At 64.6% G+C, this 14,836-nt stretch carries 19 protein-coding genes; 13 read left to right on the forward strand and 6 right to left on the reverse strand.

What is annotated here, in order from left to right:
• Positions 1 to 69: 69 nt before the first annotated feature.
• The 7 genes from EN845_RS11645 (at position 70) to EN845_RS11670 (ending at position 5,619) form a co-directional block, all read left to right on the forward strand.
• The gene (locus tag EN845_RS11645) at positions 70 to 1,278 is read left to right on the forward strand and encodes an NAD(P)/FAD-dependent oxidoreductase (protein WP_167531331.1); all 1,209 of its coding nucleotides are present in this window, start codon (positions 70 to 72) and stop codon (positions 1,276 to 1,278) included.
• Between the two features lie 218 nt (positions 1,279 to 1,496).
• Positions 1,497 to 1,700, forward strand: a complete 204-nt coding sequence (locus EN845_RS11650; protein ID WP_127870229.1) for a hypothetical protein — start codon at positions 1,497 to 1,499, stop codon at positions 1,698 to 1,700.
• Between the two features lie 66 nt (positions 1,701 to 1,766).
• Positions 1,767 to 1,961: a hypothetical protein gene (locus EN845_RS11655; RefSeq protein WP_127870228.1), complete on the forward strand. Its 195-nt coding sequence runs from the start codon at positions 1,767 to 1,769 to the stop codon at positions 1,959 to 1,961.
• A 389-nt stretch (positions 1,962 to 2,350) separates the two neighbouring features.
• Complete coding sequence (locus EN845_RS11660; protein WP_127870227.1) at positions 2,351 to 3,382, forward strand: hydroxyacid dehydrogenase; 1,032 nt, start codon at positions 2,351 to 2,353, stop codon at positions 3,380 to 3,382.
• Between the two features lie 317 nt (positions 3,383 to 3,699).
• Positions 3,700 to 3,789, forward strand: a complete 90-nt coding sequence (locus EN845_RS35460) for a putative RiPP precursor (protein ID WP_189343711.1) — start codon at positions 3,700 to 3,702, stop codon at positions 3,787 to 3,789.
• Positions 3,790 to 4,160: 371 nt separating this feature from the next.
• A complete protein-coding gene (locus tag EN845_RS11665) occupies positions 4,161 to 4,904 on the forward strand; it encodes a helix-turn-helix transcriptional regulator (RefSeq protein WP_127870226.1) in 744 nt (247 codons plus the stop codon).
• Positions 4,905 to 4,953: 49 nt separating this feature from the next.
• Complete coding sequence (locus EN845_RS11670) at positions 4,954 to 5,619, forward strand: GntR family transcriptional regulator (RefSeq protein WP_127870225.1); 666 nt, start codon at positions 4,954 to 4,956, stop codon at positions 5,617 to 5,619.
• A 46-nt stretch (positions 5,620 to 5,665) separates the two neighbouring features.
• Here the strand turns inward: EN845_RS11670 and EN845_RS11675 are convergent, their stop codons facing one another.
• Complete coding sequence (locus EN845_RS11675) at positions 5,666 to 6,667, reverse strand: NADP-dependent oxidoreductase (protein ID WP_127870224.1); 1,002 nt, start codon at positions 6,665 to 6,667, stop codon at positions 5,666 to 5,668.
• Between the two features lie 152 nt (positions 6,668 to 6,819).
• Between EN845_RS11675 and EN845_RS11680 the strand changes: the two genes are divergently transcribed.
• Positions 6,820 to 7,407, forward strand: coding sequence for a TetR/AcrR family transcriptional regulator (locus tag EN845_RS11680; RefSeq protein ID WP_127870223.1), 588 nt, complete (start codon positions 6,820 to 6,822; stop codon positions 7,405 to 7,407).
• 163 nt (positions 7,408 to 7,570) lie between these two features.
• Here the strand turns inward: EN845_RS11680 and EN845_RS11685 are convergent, their stop codons facing one another.
• Positions 7,571 to 7,969: a hypothetical protein gene (locus EN845_RS11685; RefSeq protein ID WP_167531321.1), complete on the reverse strand. Its 399-nt coding sequence runs from the start codon at positions 7,967 to 7,969 to the stop codon at positions 7,571 to 7,573.
• Between EN845_RS11685 and EN845_RS11690 the strand changes: the two genes are divergently transcribed.
• Both EN845_RS11690 and EN845_RS11695 read left to right on the forward strand, forming a co-directional pair.
• A complete protein-coding gene (locus EN845_RS11690; RefSeq protein ID WP_127281324.1) occupies positions 7,920 to 8,222 on the forward strand; it encodes a hypothetical protein in 303 nt (100 codons plus the stop codon). The two genes, EN845_RS11685 and EN845_RS11690, sit on opposite strands and share 50 nt — an antisense overlap.
• 322 nt (positions 8,223 to 8,544) lie before the next feature.
• Positions 8,545 to 10,572, forward strand: a complete 2,028-nt coding sequence (locus tag EN845_RS11695; protein ID WP_127870221.1) for an acyltransferase family protein — start codon at positions 8,545 to 8,547, stop codon at positions 10,570 to 10,572.
• 90 nt (positions 10,573 to 10,662) lie between these two features.
• Here EN845_RS11695 and EN845_RS11700 read toward each other — a convergent pair whose 3' ends face one another.
• Positions 10,663 to 11,523, reverse strand: a complete 861-nt coding sequence (locus EN845_RS11700) for an NmrA family NAD(P)-binding protein (protein WP_127870220.1) — start codon at positions 11,521 to 11,523, stop codon at positions 10,663 to 10,665.
• A 214-nt stretch (positions 11,524 to 11,737) separates the two neighbouring features.
• Between EN845_RS11700 and EN845_RS11705 the strand changes: the two genes are divergently transcribed.
• Positions 11,738 to 12,058, forward strand: a complete 321-nt coding sequence (locus tag EN845_RS11705) for a hypothetical protein (protein WP_127870219.1) — start codon at positions 11,738 to 11,740, stop codon at positions 12,056 to 12,058.
• A gap of 82 nt (positions 12,059 to 12,140) precedes the next feature.
• On the opposite strand, the gene EN845_RS11710 is transcribed toward EN845_RS11705, so the two are convergent.
• The 3 genes from EN845_RS11710 to EN845_RS11720 all read right to left on the reverse strand — a co-directional run bounded on the left by EN845_RS11710 (position 12,141) and on the right by EN845_RS11720 (position 13,861).
• A complete protein-coding gene (locus EN845_RS11710) occupies positions 12,141 to 12,734 on the reverse strand; it encodes a DUF6456 domain-containing protein (protein WP_127870218.1) in 594 nt (197 codons plus the stop codon).
• A 238-nt stretch (positions 12,735 to 12,972) separates the two neighbouring features.
• Positions 12,973 to 13,278, reverse strand: a complete 306-nt coding sequence (locus EN845_RS11715; protein ID WP_127280331.1) for a hypothetical protein — start codon at positions 13,276 to 13,278, stop codon at positions 12,973 to 12,975.
• On the reverse strand, positions 13,199 to 13,861 hold the full coding sequence (locus EN845_RS11720; RefSeq protein ID WP_127870217.1) for a DUF1376 domain-containing protein: 663 nt from the start codon (positions 13,859 to 13,861) through the stop codon (positions 13,199 to 13,201). The genes EN845_RS11715 and EN845_RS11720 overlap by 80 nt, the downstream gene beginning before the upstream one ends.
• A gap of 92 nt (positions 13,862 to 13,953) precedes the next feature.
• Between EN845_RS11720 and EN845_RS11725 the strand changes: the two genes are divergently transcribed.
• Together EN845_RS11725 and EN845_RS11730 are read left to right on the forward strand one after the other, a co-directional pair.
• A complete protein-coding gene (locus EN845_RS11725; RefSeq protein ID WP_127280333.1) occupies positions 13,954 to 14,235 on the forward strand; it encodes a DUF982 domain-containing protein in 282 nt (93 codons plus the stop codon).
• Positions 14,236 to 14,271: 36 nt separating this feature from the next.
• Positions 14,272 to 14,634 (forward strand): DUF982 domain-containing protein, encoded by a 363-nt coding sequence (locus tag EN845_RS11730; RefSeq protein WP_127870216.1) that lies wholly within the window; start codon positions 14,272 to 14,274, stop codon positions 14,632 to 14,634.
• Positions 14,635 to 14,836: the final 202 nt, after the last annotated feature.

Below are 14,836 nucleotides of genomic sequence, written 5' to 3' on the forward strand. Positions count from 1 at the left end.
CCGCGCTGGTTGCTTGAGGTTGATCAGGGTCCGGAAGATATATTCCACCACAGATTGTGGAGACAGAAGATGACGAGCATGAAGGGCAGCGAGATGACCACCGTCGAGGCTGTCCCGGCCGAAGTCGACGTGGCGATCGTTGGCGCCGGAATGGCGGGCACGACCCTGGCAATGGTTCTGGGAAAGTCCGGGCGCAAGGTAGCGCTGATCGACCCGCACCGCGTCCATCACGACGAGTTCAGGGCCGAGAAGATCGGCATGGATCAGATGCGGCTCTTCGCGAGGCTCGATCTCGAAGAGACGGTCATGCGCCACGTCACCTCGGTGACCGACGTCCACGTCTTTCGCCTGGGCCAGTTGTTCGCCCGCGAGCAGAAGTGGGAATACACATTTTCCTACGGCTCGATGATCAACGGCCTGCGCGACGCGCTGCCGCGCGAAGTGCCGATCACGATCGGCAAGGTCGCCGAGGTCTCGACCGGGCCGGACCGGCAGCGCCTGGTGCTGGCCGACGGCAGGGTCATCAATTCCCGCCTGCTGGTGGTGGCCACCGGTTACAGCGAAGCGGTGCGGCGCGCCATCGGCGTCGAGCGCGTCGAGCTGTCGAAGGCGCATTCGCTCTCGATGGGCTTCGACCTCGCCATTCCGCGGGACGAATGCGCCTTCCCGGCCGTCACCTGCTACGGCAAGCGGGCGGCGGACCGCGTTGCCTATCTCACCGTTTTTCCGCTCGGCGACAAGATGCGGGCCAACATGTTCGTCTATCACACCGTGGCCGACCAATGGACGAGGGATTTCCGGTCCGATCCGCAGAAGATGCTTTGTGAGTTGATGCCCGAAATATCGGCGCAATGCGGCAACTTCGCTGTCGCGAGTCCCGTCGAGGTCCGGCAGGTCAATCTGACCACGACGCAGGGCCATCGCCGCGATGGGGTCGTCTTCATTGGCGACGCGTTCTGTACGACATGCCCGACACCCGGCGTCGGCATCGGGCGGGTCATGGTCGACGTCGAGCGCCTCTCCTCGGTCCACATCCCCGCCTGGCTCGAAACACCAGGCATGGCGGCCGACAAGATCGCCACCTTCTATGACGACCCGGTCAAGGTGGCCTCCGACGAGGCCGGCATGCGTGTGAGCGTCTACGCCAAGCAGATCACCACCGAAACCGGACTGGAATGGCGCGCGCGGCGCCTGCGCAACAACACGGCACGCCGGCTGATGATCATTGGCCGCAAGGTGCGCCATTTGGGATTGCGGCGCGAGCCGGGGCTGGCCTGAGGGGCTTCCCACCCTTCATCGCCATCGAAGGCACTTCCCTGGTGCTATCCGGGGGACAGCGCCTCTTCCGTCCTCCCTCCCCGCGAGAGGAGGAAGCAGAAGGAAAGCGCCGGAGCGCTTCTCCAGCACAACGACATAGCGCTGAAAAAAGCAGATCCAACGCCGTTCAGTCGGAACCAGCGGCGCGCCGACAGGTTATGCCCGCAGGAGATCCTGTCATGGTCAAGAATATCGACCGCGCGTTGCAGGATGCTATTCTGGCGATGCGCATTCTTCGCAAATCCATCATTGATCATGGGCACATGGAAGCCATGGCCGAATTCGACGGCTTGATGAGCGTGACCATATCCGAGGCCGAGCGCGAACTGACCCGCTGGCAGGCCGGTCATCGCGCCAAGCGGTCAGGCCAGGCAAAATCCTGACGCGATCGCGCGCGGCTGGCATCCGCTGGAACCTTGCCGCACACGGTTGGTTTCAGGGAATGTGACATGCCGGCGGAGAACGAAGTGGCCCGATTGGTCGACAAGCAAAAGCTTGAGAGAGCGGATCGCGAGTCGCGGATTATCCTCGACGCCGAGCGGCAGGCCCGCGACGCAAAGACCGCCCGCCTTCGCAAGCAGCGGCTGTCCGCCGAGCCAAGCGAGGAGCAACAGAAGCCCGCACCGCCAAAGCGGCGCAGGTGACGGCGTGTTCTCGCCGCAAAAGCAAAAGGCGCGATCGACCGATCGCGCCTTTGTTTCGGCAGGCGAATGCCTTCAGGCTCGCCCGGCGGCTTCAGTCATTGCGGCGGCGGCAAATTTGAAGATCCAGCGAGCGCGGTGACGGCCGAAAGCCGTTCGCGCTTTTGCCAGGTTGGCTTCTCATATTTCTTCATTTGCTATTGCCCCTTTGTTGAATAGCGCAGAGAAGACCGGCTTCGCCGCGAATGTCAATTGCGTCAGGACGGCTGTCGCGATTTTGAGCGAAACGTTCCTGCACCGAGTAAATCGGTCTGCCGTGCTTTTAAATCCGCTGGTCCGGGATAGATTTAGGACCGAGAAAGCGCCACAAGCCGCTTCGGGAGGATCTTGCCATGTCAGACACCGCCTTGCCGCTGGTCATCAGCGCGCCCGAGCCGCGCACGCTCGAGCTGATCTTCACGCCGCCGCAGCTGGCGCGGCTCAGGGCGCATTACCGCATCGTCGAGACGACGCCGGACGGCGCGGCGCGACTGCCGGCCGGGGTGCTGGCCGAGGCCCGCTACATCGTCGGCCAACCGCCGATCTCGCCGCAGACGCTTGAAGCGATGCGGGCGCTGCGCTGTGTCTTCAACGTCGAGAGCAATCTCCTCGACAACATGCCCTATGAAACGCTGTTCGCACGCGGCATCCATGTCGTCACGACGGGCCTGGTTTTCGCCGAGCCGGTGGCGGAGCTGGGCCTGGCCATGGCGCTCAACCTTGCCCGCGGCATCGTCGACGCCGACCTCGCTTTCCGCCAGGGGCAGGAGCTGTGGGGCGGCGACGGCAACCGGACCGCGCGGCTGCTTTCGGGCGCCGATGTCGGCATCATCGGCTTCGGCGACCTCGGCCGCGCGCTCAACCGCCTGCTGTCGGGCTTCCGCACCCGCACCAAGGTGTTCGACCCCTGGCTGCCGCCATCGATCCTGAGGGAAAATGGCGTCGAGCCGGCTGCGCTGGACGAGGTGCTGTCGCAAAGCGACTTCGTCTTCGTCGTTGCCTCGGTGACCTCCGAAAACCAGGGATTTCTCGGCGCCGATGCTTTCGCCAGGATGCGCAAGGGCGCCGCCTTCATCCTGCTCAGCCGTGCCGGCGTCGTCGATTTCCCCGCCTTGATGGCTGCGGTGAAGAGCGGCCACATCCTTGCCGCCAGCGACGTCTTTCCCGAAGAGCCGCTGGCGGGCGACCATCCGGTGCGCACGCTCCCTGGCTTCCTGCGCTCCGCCCACCGCGCCGGCGCCCTCGACACCGCCTTCAAGCGCATGGGCGACATGGTGCTGGAAGACATGGACCTGATCGACCGCGGCCTGCCGCCGCTGCGCTCCAAACGCGCCGAGCGCGAGACGGTGTCGAGGATGCGCTCGAAGCCGTCCGACAGGAACTAGTCCCGGCCTATCCCCATGCCGGGACCGGCAGCCAGGCACGAGACAATCGCCGGGATTGTCGGCTTTCGCGTCTGTTATGCGTGATTTTGGCATCAGCAAGAGCTAAAACATCGACGATGCATGCTCCCTGGAGGTGAAACGTTTTGACTTCGCCCTTCCTTTTGCGTCAGATCCGACGGGCAAGCCTAGGCAAAGGGAACGAAAATGAAGAAAAGCTATGCCAAGCCGACACTTCTGAAGCGCCAGAAACTGTCCACGGTCACGGCGGTTTCCTGTCTTTCGCCGTGCAAGGCCGCTTGAATCGAGGGGATAGGGCCATGAAGAAAACCTACGCCAAGCCGACGCTCTTGAAGCGCGAGAAACTGTCGGCGGTTACCGCGGGTATCTGCACCTCGATTTGTATCTGAATCGAAGGCCTGAAACCTGAGGGATATGCGAGGTCTCGCGTCCTGGCGCGAGACGACTTCGACGATCCGCAAGGCGAGAGCCGTTTCCCCTGAGTTGCCAGGCTGAGTTGCCGGGCCTCCTGTTGTGATGGAACGATCGCGCCGCCGGCAGGTTTTGCAAATGGCCGGGCGGTAAGAAGCCCGGCGTACTCCAGAAGGCCCGTCACGAGTCGCGTCGGTGGCGGGCCTTTCCATGTCGGCCCGCAAGCAGCGATTTTTGCAGCGACATTGGCCGAAGGTCCCCTTTCGCGCCCGAGCGATGTTGTGCGAGATTGGCGCAATATCAGCAATTGCTTGAATAATGGTCCGGACGTCTTCGGGGGGACGGTGTCGTGCCAATTCGCAGGAATCTTGCCGCGAATCTCAAACGGCTTGTCAGCGGCCACGCGTCGGTGAGCGCCGTCTGCCGCGGATTGAACATGAACCGCTCGCAGTTCGAGCGCTACCTGCAAGGCAAGAGCTTGCCCAACAGGGCCACGGCGAGGCGGATCTGCGACTATTTCCGCATCGACGAGGATGAATTGTACCGCGCGCCGGAAGCCGAGGCGCAGCGACATGTCCTTCTGGCGCCCATACATGAAACGCTTTACGCCAACATGGTGCGCGGCCCCTGCCCCGCCATCGCCGGCGGCACCTATTTCACCTACTTCGCGGTTCCCGAGCGCCCGGATGTGTTGATGCGGTCGGTCACCTTCGTGCGGCGCGAGGCGGAGTTGGTGACGTTCCGGCGCGTGACCCGGTGGGCCGAGGGCAATCGCCAAGGCGGCGCGCGCGCGCTCGGCTGGCACTATGGCGTGGCGATCTCACGCCTGAACTGGATCTATTTCACCGCCATCAACCGCCGCCAGACCGGCGAGCCGTCGATCATGGCCGTGCAATGGGCGCCCTTCTCCGAACCGGTCCTGGTCGGCCGGGCCTTCGTCCTGACGGGAGCGGGGCCGGCCTGTCTGCCCGTCATCATGCGCCAGGAAGTTGGCAAGATCAGCCTGCGGCAGGCGATGCGGATGTCCGGCGTCGTCAGCCTCGACGACCCGCGCCTCGACCCGCTTGTGGCCAGCCTCGCGCGCGAAGGCTAGAGTGGTCACGGCCAATGATGATTTGGCCGGGGCCTACGAGAGACTCGCGATGCTCAACACGGCAGACTATGGCGGCAAGGAAGCCGATATCGTCCACGCGCTGGAGGAAGACATCATCTTCGGCCGGCTGGCGCCCGGCACGCGCCTGGTCGAGGACGTGCTGCTCGCCCGTTTCCCGGTCTCGCGCCACACCATCCGCCAGGCCCTCTACCAGCTGGAAAGGCTCGGCGTCGCCACGCGCGAGCGCAACAAGGGCGCCATGGTGCGCCGGCTCGCGCCCGAGGAAGTGCGCCAGATCTACGAGGTACGTGAGATGCTGCAGCGCCAGGCCGCGCTGATGATCCGCCTGCCGGCGAGCGACGCGCTGATCGCGGAATTGACCGAGATCCACCACGTCTACAGCGGCCATGTCGACGCCGGCTACCTCAGGGGCATCCACGAGGCCAATGACCGTTTCCATCTCACCATGTTCTCGGCCTGCGGCAATGCCTATCTGGTGTCGTCGATCGAGCACTATATGCGCCTCAGCCTGCCGGTGCGGGCGAATTCCCTGGCCGACCGGGACAAGCTCGACATCTCGCGCCAGCACCATCTGATGATGATCGAGGCGCTGAAACGCAGCGACAATTGGGTCTTGGCGCAGCTCTGCGTCGACCACCTGCAGCCGAGCAAGGCGTTCTACCTCCAGGAGATCGAGACCGGGCCGGCGCTCTAGCGAACCGGGCATCGCAGCGAATTGGGTCGTGCGGCTCCCGGCCGTCCTACCGGACCTTCACGACCACCTTGCCCTTGGCACGTCCCGTTTCGACATAGGCCAAGGCCTCGTTGGTCTGTTCGAACGCAAAGGTCCGGTCCATGACCGGGTGTATGATGCCGGCTTCGATGAGCGACGTGATCCGGCTCAGCTGGTCGCCCTGCGCCCACATGAACAGGAAGGAATAGTCGACACCGGCGCGTTTGGCCCTGCGGCGTATGCCGAGGCTGAGCAACCACACCACCAGCTTCAGCGCGACGCTCAGGCCTTGCTTCCTGGCGAACCCCGGATCCGGCGGACCGGAGATGGAAATCAGCTTCCCGCCCGGCTTCAACACGCGCAGCGATTTCTCGAGCGTCTTGGCATCCTGGCTGTTCACGACCACGTCATAGCCCTCCAGGACCTTCTCGAAATCGTCCTTCCGGTAGTCGACGACGACATCGGCGCCGAGCCTTTTCACCAGGTCCGTGCTCGCCGCGCCCGCCGTTGTCGCAACCGTCGCGCCGAGGTGCTTCGCCAGTTGGATGGCAAACGTGCCAACCCCGCCGGAGCCAGCCTGGATGAAGACCTTCTGGCCTTTCCTCAGCCCTGCCCTTTCGACCAGCACCTGCCAGGCGGTCAGGCCGACCAGCGGAATGGAGGCGGCCTCCTCCATGCTGAGGTTTTTCGGCTTCAGGGCCGCGTCGGCCTCCTCCACGGCGATGAATTCGGCGAATGTCCCGATCCGGCCATCGCGCGGCCGAGCATATACTTCGTCGCCGGCTTTGAACTTGCGGACCTTCGATCCGGCCCGCACGACGATGCCGGCCACGTCGTGGCCCAGGATGAAGGGCGGCCGATAAGGCACTATAAGTTTGAACTCCCCGTCCCGGAGCTTGGAATCCAGAAGGTTCACGCCGGCGGCGTGGACCTCGACCAGCACATCATTGTCCCGCAGTTCGGGTTCCGGCATGTCGGCGAGCCGCAGCGCGCCCTTCTTCTGATATTTGTCGACGACAAAGGCTTTCATCGTACTGGCTCTCTCGCGATTGCGGTCTTGCCGGAATGCGTTTTCATTTTGATGCTCCAGAACCCGTCGGGGCTAGCTTTCTTCCGTCGATTGAATTATGTTCGTAATATCAGATTATGCTCATAATGCAATAGAGCATGGAAAGGAAAGACATGCGTTACGAAAAGGGCCGCAAGGACGCATCGCGCGGCCGGATCATGGAGGTCGCCACGCAACGGTTCCGGAGCGACGGCATCGCCGCCTCCGGACTGGCAAGCATCATGAGCGACGCCGGACTGACCAACGGCGCCTTCTATCCCCACTTTCCCTCCAAGGCGGCACTTGTTCGGGAATGCGTGGCGGCGGCGCTGGAGGGCCAGTCAGGCCAGATCGCCGGGGTGTTGGCCTCCGGCGGCCTGGAGACGGCCATAGATGCCTATCTGTCGGCGCAGCACCGCGATAATCCGGGCATGGGCTGCGCTTCCGCCGCCCTGTTGCCGGAAATCGCGCGGGAGCAGCCGGAAACGCGACAGCTCTACACCGAACGCCTGATGACTTTGGTGCGGCAGGTGTCGGCCGCTCTCCCGCCGCATGCAAGCGATCCGGAGGCTGTGGCATTCGGCATCTTCGCGACGCTCATCGGCGCGCTTCAACTGGCCCGCGCGGTGGAGGGCGCGGAGTTGTCGGATCGCATCCTGGCGGCCGGGGCGGATGCGGCCCGTTCGCTGGCGCAGCCGCGCGGAGGCGACGCCGCGCCGTAGAGGATTGGACGGCAGACCTCCCGCTGGGCCAGGGCTGCCGGGCCGGAGCCGGCCGAGGCCAATGCAACCATGGCTGCAAAAACAGGCATGGAACGCTGAAACTTTCCGGCCGCCGTCCTCGTTGCTGCGCGATCGCCTCGCGGGCGATGACAAGACCCTCCACTCAATGCCCCGCCGGCTCGCCGGCGGGTTTTTTTTTGCGCCGCCGAACGGCCATGTCCGGGGCCTCCGGAACCATCCACCAATCGCGAAGTTTGTCCAAGCGACGGCAGGCCTGGCCAACTCCAGAGGCACGCCGCGATGGCGGCGGGAGAAATTTGGCCGATTCAAGCAAATTTCCGGAGCTGCGCTGGATTACCTTGGAATTTCGCAAGGCGTTCAAGATGCTCCTGAATATATTTTTACCAGTTTGGGGAATTTTTGCCTGAAAATCCGGAACTTCCAGGCAAAGTTTTTCGTTGAAAGCTTGATCGTTGCTTCGACGGTCACAAAGCAACAGGAAGGACCCAATCATGAACATCAAGATGATCTGTCTTGGCGTAATGGCGCTTTCAATGGCCACCGGTTCGGCTCTCGCAGGATCCAACAAGGGAACGTCCGCTCTCGATGATCCTGCCAAGATGAAGCCGTTCTACACGGATTCCGGCATGAAGACGATGGTTGGCAAGGACGCCTTCGTCACAGCCTGGAAGGCGCTGACGCCCGAAGACCAGATGGCTATGAAGACCGCCTGCGCCGACGAGGTCAAGAACGCCAGCCCGACCAACACGCATCCGGAATTCTGCAGCAGCGTGAAATTGAACGGCGGCAGCTGACAACGTGCCGCGGCCCTGGAGACAGCCCCGCTCGCGGGGCTGTTTTTTGTGAATGCCGCCGCTTTGCCTTGCCGCCCCTGCGCGCCCTCGCCGGGCTCGCCCCACCGAATGATGCTAACGTCGTCGAAGGCGAGCCGTTGCGATCGGTTCCGCCTGCGTTCAGTCTTACGCCGCGAGTTTGTTCCCGTCGATCGACACGACGCCTTTCCTTGTTCTGGCCATGTTGCACTGCGAAAGATTTGTTGCATTGCGATAGCGGCCCGTCCGGCCGAGATTGGCAAGAGCTGGACCTTGGGGGGCTGGGCTGCACCAAGGAGGCCTCGTGGCGGCATCGTTTCGGCCTGATATACAGGGCTTGCGCGCGCTGGCGGTCGGCGGCGTCGTCGCCTATCATTTCGGCCTCACGGCGCTGCCCGGCGGCTTCGCCGGCGTCGACATCTTCTTCGTCATTTCCGGCTGGCTGATTTCAACGCATCTGATGCAGGAGATCACCGAGACCGGCCGGCTCGACCTGTGGCGCTTTTATGCCAGGCGCGCCCGGCGCCTGCTGCCGGCCGCCATCTTCGTCATCCTGGCCACGCTCGCCGCCGGCGCCTTCATCCTGGCGCCGCAGGAACAGGCGCTCTATTCGCGCGGCGCCATGTATGCGGCGGCCTACACCATCAATCTGTGGCTGCTGCGCTGGTCGTTCGACTATTTCGCCGCCGATGCCTTGAGCAACCCCTTCATCCACTTCTGGTCGCTGTCGGTGGAGGAGCAGTTCTACCTTGTCTGGCCGGCACTGCTAGTCTTCGCCGCCTGGCTGCATCCGGGCCGGCGCATGGTGGTGGCCGTGATCGGCATCGTCGGCGTCGCCTCCTTCACCGCCTGCCTATGGCTCACCAGCCTCTCGCCGGCCTGGGCCTTCTACTTCTCGCCGCTGCGCGCCTGGGAATTCGCCGCCGGCGGCCTGGCGACGTTCGCCTCACCCGCTTTGTGGCGGCATCAGTCCTGGCTGCGGGCGGCACAGGGGTGGCTCGGCCTGGCACTGATCGCCGTCGCCTATCTCGCCTTGAGCGAAGACCTGCCCTTCCCCGGCTGGTACGCGCTGCTGCCGGTGGCCGGCACCGTGCTGGTGCTCCTGAGCGGTGCCGGCGAGCAGGGCGACGCTCCGGGCATCACCCGCTGGCAGGCCCTGGCGCCCGCCGCCATGCTCTCGCTGGCGCCCCTGCAATGGGTCGGCACACTCTCCTATTCGCTCTATCTCTGGCACTGGCCCATCATCGTCTATGCCGGCATGCTGGAGCCGGACCTCGGCGTGGCGCAGCGCCTCGGCTGCGCCGTGCTGGCGCTGGCGCTGTCGGCGGCTACCTACCGGCTGATCGAGAACCCGGCGCGGCGCGGCGACTGGCTGGCGGCCGCCGCACGCGCCTTTCGGTTCAACGCCGGCGCGGGCGCAAAACCGCTTCGGCTTTTTCCAGGGCTTGCCCTCGCCCCGGCCCTTGTGCTGACCGCCGCCGGCGTGGCGGCGGCCTACGCCAACGCGCATCTGGCGACGCGCAACATCGACCCCACCCAGCGCGGCATCGAGGAGGCGGCCGAACAGCCTTCCATCGCGCGCGCCGTCGACAAGAACTGCCTGCTCGACTTCCACACGGTGAAACCGAAACCTTGCACCTTCGGCTCGGCCGACGCCGCCCACACCATCGTGCTGTTCGGCGATTCGCATGCCGACCACTGGTCGACGCCGCTGGTCGCGGCGGCAAAACGCAACGACACCAAAGTCGTCACCTACCTCAAATCCTCGTGCCGCGCCTCGCGGCTGTCGACCTTCAACGCCGTGCTCAAGCGCGACTACACCGAATGCGACGCCTGGCGCGAACAGGCGATCTCAGACATCATCCGCCGCAAGCCGCGCCTGGTGGTGATCTCGGAATTCTCGATCGGCAATCTGACGCGCGACATGTCCGCCGCCAGCCGCCAGGCCGAGACCGCGCGCTGGCAGGCTGGCCTGCGCTCCACGCTGCAGGCCTTCAGCAAGGCTGGTGTCGAAACCGCCGTCATCCGCGACACGCCGATCGGCGGCAGCTTCGCGGACGCCTGCGTTGCCCGCGCGCTGTGGTGGCGCGAGGCGCCGTCGCTGTGCGACACGCCGAGGGCGCAGGCCGCCAATGACGGCGTCGCGGCGCAAGAGCGCGCCGTGGTGAAAAGCGTGCCCGGCACGCTCTATGTCGACCTGACCGACCGCTTCTGCGGCCCGACCGAATGCCACGTGTTCATCGGCGGCAAGCTCGCCTTCCGCGACCGCCATCATCTGGCGACGGCGTTTGCCGAGACGCTGGAAGGACCGCTGGAAAAGGCCCTGTTTTGATGGACTTGGCTCCCTTCTCCCCGTTCACGGGGAGGAGGTGCCGGCAGGCGCGGCGTTTGTCCTTTGCTCATTCAACCGGCCCGTGCCAAATCAGCCAGCCCCCACCAAATCAGCCACATATCGCTCCAGCGTCACCTTCCCGCGCTCCGGCCTGGTCGGCGGATCATAGGTGTCGTCGACCGTTACCTCCGTCATGCGCGCATAGGATTGCGCGGCTTCAGGCGAAAACCCCATGTCCTCGAACGCGTCCACCCAACGCTCGCGTGGCGCCGAGACCACGCTGACCTGCCTGCCGAGCGCCTCGCCAAAGGCCGCGGCGACATCCCTGGCCGTGTAACGCGACGGTCCTTCGACATGATGCAGGCCGTTCTTATCCGGCGGCTCCATCAACAAGCGCGCCGCCGCTTCGCCGAGGTCGCGTGGCGCCACCATCGGCAGTTCGAAATCCGCCGGGAGAAGCGTGTTGACCACGCCGTCACGCCTGGCGGTCTCCAGCGAGGCATCCCAGTTGCTCATGTAATAGGCGGCGCGGATAATGCTGGCCGCGATGGGCTGACGATGCAGCTTTTCTTCCAGCCCATGCAGGATGGTCAGGTCGCCGGTGCGTTCGCCGGCCCGTGCGCCATAGGTCGATTCCGCCACGACCTTCTCCAGCCCCGAACCGTCCAGCGCCGCGGCGATCGCAGCCACCGTCCTGCGCTCCTGGGCATCCGTGTCGGTCGAAGGATCGGCAGGCGGATTGAGCAGGAATGCCCTTGTGCCGCGCCTGAACACGCCACGCAGCGCCTCGACATCAAGCACGTCGGCCACTGCCACCTCGGCGCCGTGCGCGGCCAAAGCCGCCGCCTTGGCCTCGTCGCGCGTCACCACCGTGACCGGTTCGCCCAGCCGCAGGAGCGTCGCTGCCGTCGCCGAGCCGACACGCCCGGTACCGCCAAGAATGATATTCATGGTCCAATCTCCCTTCCTGGTTGCATATAGGGGAAATGGATAGTGGCGGCCGAGGTTCAAAATGTGCCTCACCATGCTGACAGGTGCGGCCAAGCTCCGCGAGAGGTGCTTCCGCCGCCACGACATAGGGTGCGAACCCATCGATCCACCGATTTATGGGAACAGGGTCGCGTCCCCGGCGTTTATTTAGACACACCTTACAGAGGAGGTTGTCATGAAAAAACTCTTGCTTGCATCGGTGATAGCAGTCGCTTCGGCGGGGGCGGTAATCGCTCCCGCCAATGCCTCCAGCATCACGCTCGGCATCGGGAACGGCTATGATGACGATTACTACGTTCCCAGACATCGCTACTATCGCGACTACTCCGACTATGGCCCGTATTACGGCCGCAACCACTACCGTTACAGCATGTATAACGACGGCTATCGGCCGCGTTACTACGGCATGTACCATCATCGTTGCCAAACCGAGTTGGTGAAGCATTGGCGGCATCACCACCGCGTGATTGAGCGAGTGCGCGTCTGCCGCTATTGACCGTTCAAACTGATCCGGCCGGCATCTGACCGGCCGGATAAACATTGCGAATTTGCCGGTACGCATCGCTGGCCGGGCGGTGCTAGCGCCCCATCATCATTCCATAGTGCACGGCCAGCAGATCCAGCCCCACCTTCAAGAGCTTCGTCACCACATCGCGTCCGTCGCCATCCTGCTCGGCCACGGTCTTCACTGGCTGCTCCAGGCACACGACCTTTTGCACGATTGCCGCGACGTCCCAATGGCCGAGCGCCCGCGTCGCGGCGGCGTGCGCGCGGCCGGCGTTGAGCACGCTGTCGGCGATGCCGCCACCAGTGCGGCCGCCGTCGACGCGCTCCGTCCAGCGCATCGGCTTGATGTCGGCCCGCTGGCTGCACCGGAAATGCTCGCGGTAGCGCAGGCCGGCCTCGCGCTGCTGGCGCGACAGCGAGGTGATGCCGAGAAGCGGATCGACATTGCGCACCCGCACGATGCCGCCGGTGGACGTGTGGCCGTCATTCGACACCTCGTAGACGCGACGCGCCTCCGCCGTGCCTGACGTCAGCCGCTTGCGACCGAAGGCATCGTCCCTCAGCGCGAAATCATGACCGACCTCGCGGCGGATGCGCACCTGCTCGGCCTCGCCCTTCGGCAGCTTCGGCGCCTGCGGTTTGGCGGCTTTGGTTTTCTTGGGCATGCGGTGGCTCCTTTTTGGGGGTCGGGGTGTGTTTTCCAAGAGAGGTCGCGATCCTTCGCGCCCCCCTCTGCCCTGCCGGGCATCTCCCTCTTGGGGGGAGATTGGCTGCGTCGTCGGTACCGCTTTTCCTGCTACGCCGGAGATCGGCGAAAGCAGTAGCGACATCCGATCTCCCCCCAAGAGGGAGATGGCCGGCAGGCCAGAGGGGGGCGCTGTCCCTCGGACCTGTCGGATATGATCATCCCGTCAACTGTTTTGCCGGCGCTTGCCCACCCCGCCGCGCCAGCAGCTCCCGCATCACCTTGCGCTCGCGCACTTCGATGCAGAGCTGCGCGCTCGAAGGACAGAACTGCGCGTTTCCGCTCCTCACCTCGCCGCGCACGAAGCGCTGGATGGCGGCCTGCAGATCGGCCAGCTCGGCATCCCTGACGGCGCCGAGATAGCCGCGCAGCTGCATCTCGACATCAGTCAGGGCGGATTGCGGGAAGCAGGAGAACAGTGCCGCCAGCGCCTTCGTCGCCTGCTGCAGTTCGGCCGTGGTCATATCCGCGGATCTCCTCGATGATGGCGTTGGCGGCGTCGCTGTGGGTTTTCGGCCTGATCCAGCCCTGCGGTTTTTTGCGCTGGCCCGGGCCGCGCGATCCCGAAGCCGCCTCACGGCCCCCGATCGAAATCCCCGGTCCTTCGCGCGCCCCGCGCGCTGAAAAAGCGGAAGCTTTTTCCATCTGGTTTCTGGACTCTGGAGAATGCCGCGCCAAAACATCGGCATTTGCCCTGGCATGCGCCTTTGTTTTCAAGGCGGTGGCGGCTCCGCCGCGCGCGCCGGCGGCCGCCCTCGCCTCGCTCTTCAGCCGCGCCTTGCGCAGCTCCTTCGTCAGCCTCCCGTGGCCGATCTCGCCACCCTCGCGCTCGAAGAAGGCCAGCAGCTCGGCGCTGATCGCCCGCCATCGTTTCAAAGACAGGCGCGCCACGCGCGCCAGCCTGGCGTCATCGTCGGGCAAGCTCCCGCCGGCATTCCACATTGCCATGAGAAGCAGCATGTAGGCGCCGATCTGCTCGGTCGAGAGTTGCAGCGTGTCGCCGACGAAATCGGAGACGTAGAGCTGCATGAAAGGCCGTTCGCTCATGCCGCGCTCCGTGCCGTGCTTCCAGTCGCGCTAATGGAACCAGCCCCCGGTCCGGACGTTATGACGCGTCCAAACCAAGGAGAGGACTGCCGATGACAGCCTTCATGCCGGTGACCCTGCGTTTCTGCGACAACAAGACCATGCTGGTCGGCTCGGTGGCCGACGCGGCGACCGCGCTTCGTCACCAATGGCCCGACAAGACCGCGCCGGACTATCTCGAGGCGGCACGGCTTGTCAGGCTCGCTGTCGAGGGCACTTGCTGTCCGCGCCCCGCCTTCGAAGCCTTCCGCGAGGCGGCCAGGCAACAGGGCATATTGGTGGCCAAGCCAAGAAGCCGCGCGCATGAGTGGCTCGACGCCGCTGCGAGCCCCTGAGACGGCGATGCAACCGCCTGCCAGCCTTGTGCGTTTATGAGCGTCGGCTTGAAAGCCGCGCCTGGACCGAAGGTGAACGCCGTGGGTACGATGAAAACCGGAGTGCCGCTCAAAGTGTCCCTGGACGGACATGTCGAGGAGATCGAGACCGTCAGCGACGCCGCCGATTTCCTGCAGCGCTGGCCGATTGAGCGGCGGGGCCATGTCTATCGCAGCGCGCTCAACGCCTGCAGCGCGGCCATCGCGGCGCAGATCTCGCAATCCGACGCGATCAAAGTGTTCACCGGCTTTGCCCGCGTTACCGGCATACTGGTTGCCGGAGGCGGCCCAGGGATGGTGCTGGAGCCGCGCACCGTACAGAGCCGCAAGCCCAAACAGGGCCGCCAAGTGCCGAAATAGCGGTGCCGCGCGATAGTTGTTCAAGGCAATTCTCCCAATATTTCGCGGAGCGTCCTTCTCCCCATGAACGGGGAGCATGCCCTGTAGGGCAATGACGGGCAGAGCCAGCGCTTCCACAGTTTGGCGTCCGCTGAAGCTCCAAATTGCGTTATGTCGCCGCTGCCCTCATCCGCCTGCTCGCACCTCCTCCCCGTGACCGGGA

This window comes from Mesorhizobium sp. M8A.F.Ca.ET.202.01.1.1 (assembly GCF_004791595.1).
Lineage (GTDB): Bacteria > Pseudomonadota > Alphaproteobacteria > Rhizobiales > Rhizobiaceae > Mesorhizobium.

Coding starts and splice junctions, on each gene's coding strand:
- EN845_RS35460 (WP_189343711.1), top strand. CDS start 3,700: ATGAAGAAAACCTACGCCAAGCCGACGCTCTTGAAGCGCGAGAAACTG.
- EN845_RS11710 (WP_127870218.1), bottom strand. CDS start 12,734: ATGCCCAAGAAAACCAAAGCCGCCAAACCGCAGGCGCCGAAGCTGCCG.
- EN845_RS11725 (WP_127280333.1), top strand. CDS start 13,954: ATGACAGCCTTCATGCCGGTGACCCTGCGTTTCTGCGACAACAAGACC.
- EN845_RS11690 (WP_127281324.1), top strand. CDS start 7,920: ATGAACATCAAGATGATCTGTCTTGGCGTAATGGCGCTTTCAATGGCC.
- EN845_RS11645 (WP_167531331.1), top strand. CDS start 70: ATGACGAGCATGAAGGGCAGCGAGATGACCACCGTCGAGGCTGTCCCG.
- EN845_RS11670 (WP_127870225.1), top strand. CDS start 4,954: ATGCTCAACACGGCAGACTATGGCGGCAAGGAAGCCGATATCGTCCAC.
- EN845_RS11680 (WP_127870223.1), top strand. CDS start 6,820: ATGCGTTACGAAAAGGGCCGCAAGGACGCATCGCGCGGCCGGATCATG.
- EN845_RS11675 (WP_127870224.1), bottom strand. CDS start 6,667: ATGAAAGCCTTTGTCGTCGACAAATATCAGAAGAAGGGCGCGCTGCGG.
- EN845_RS11700 (WP_127870220.1), bottom strand. CDS start 11,523: ATGAATATCATTCTTGGCGGTACCGGGCGTGTCGGCTCGGCGACGGCA.
- EN845_RS11650 (WP_127870229.1), top strand. CDS start 1,497: ATGGTCAAGAATATCGACCGCGCGTTGCAGGATGCTATTCTGGCGATG.
- EN845_RS11655 (WP_127870228.1), top strand. CDS start 1,767: ATGCCGGCGGAGAACGAAGTGGCCCGATTGGTCGACAAGCAAAAGCTT.
- EN845_RS11705 (WP_127870219.1), top strand. CDS start 11,738: ATGAAAAAACTCTTGCTTGCATCGGTGATAGCAGTCGCTTCGGCGGGG.
- EN845_RS11730 (WP_127870216.1), top strand. CDS start 14,272: ATGAGCGTCGGCTTGAAAGCCGCGCCTGGACCGAAGGTGAACGCCGTG.
- EN845_RS11660 (WP_127870227.1), top strand. CDS start 2,351: ATGTCAGACACCGCCTTGCCGCTGGTCATCAGCGCGCCCGAGCCGCGC.
- EN845_RS11715 (WP_127280331.1), bottom strand. CDS start 13,278: ATGACCACGGCCGAACTGCAGCAGGCGACGAAGGCGCTGGCGGCACTG.
- EN845_RS11720 (WP_127870217.1), bottom strand. CDS start 13,861: ATGAGCGAACGGCCTTTCATGCAGCTCTACGTCTCCGATTTCGTCGGC.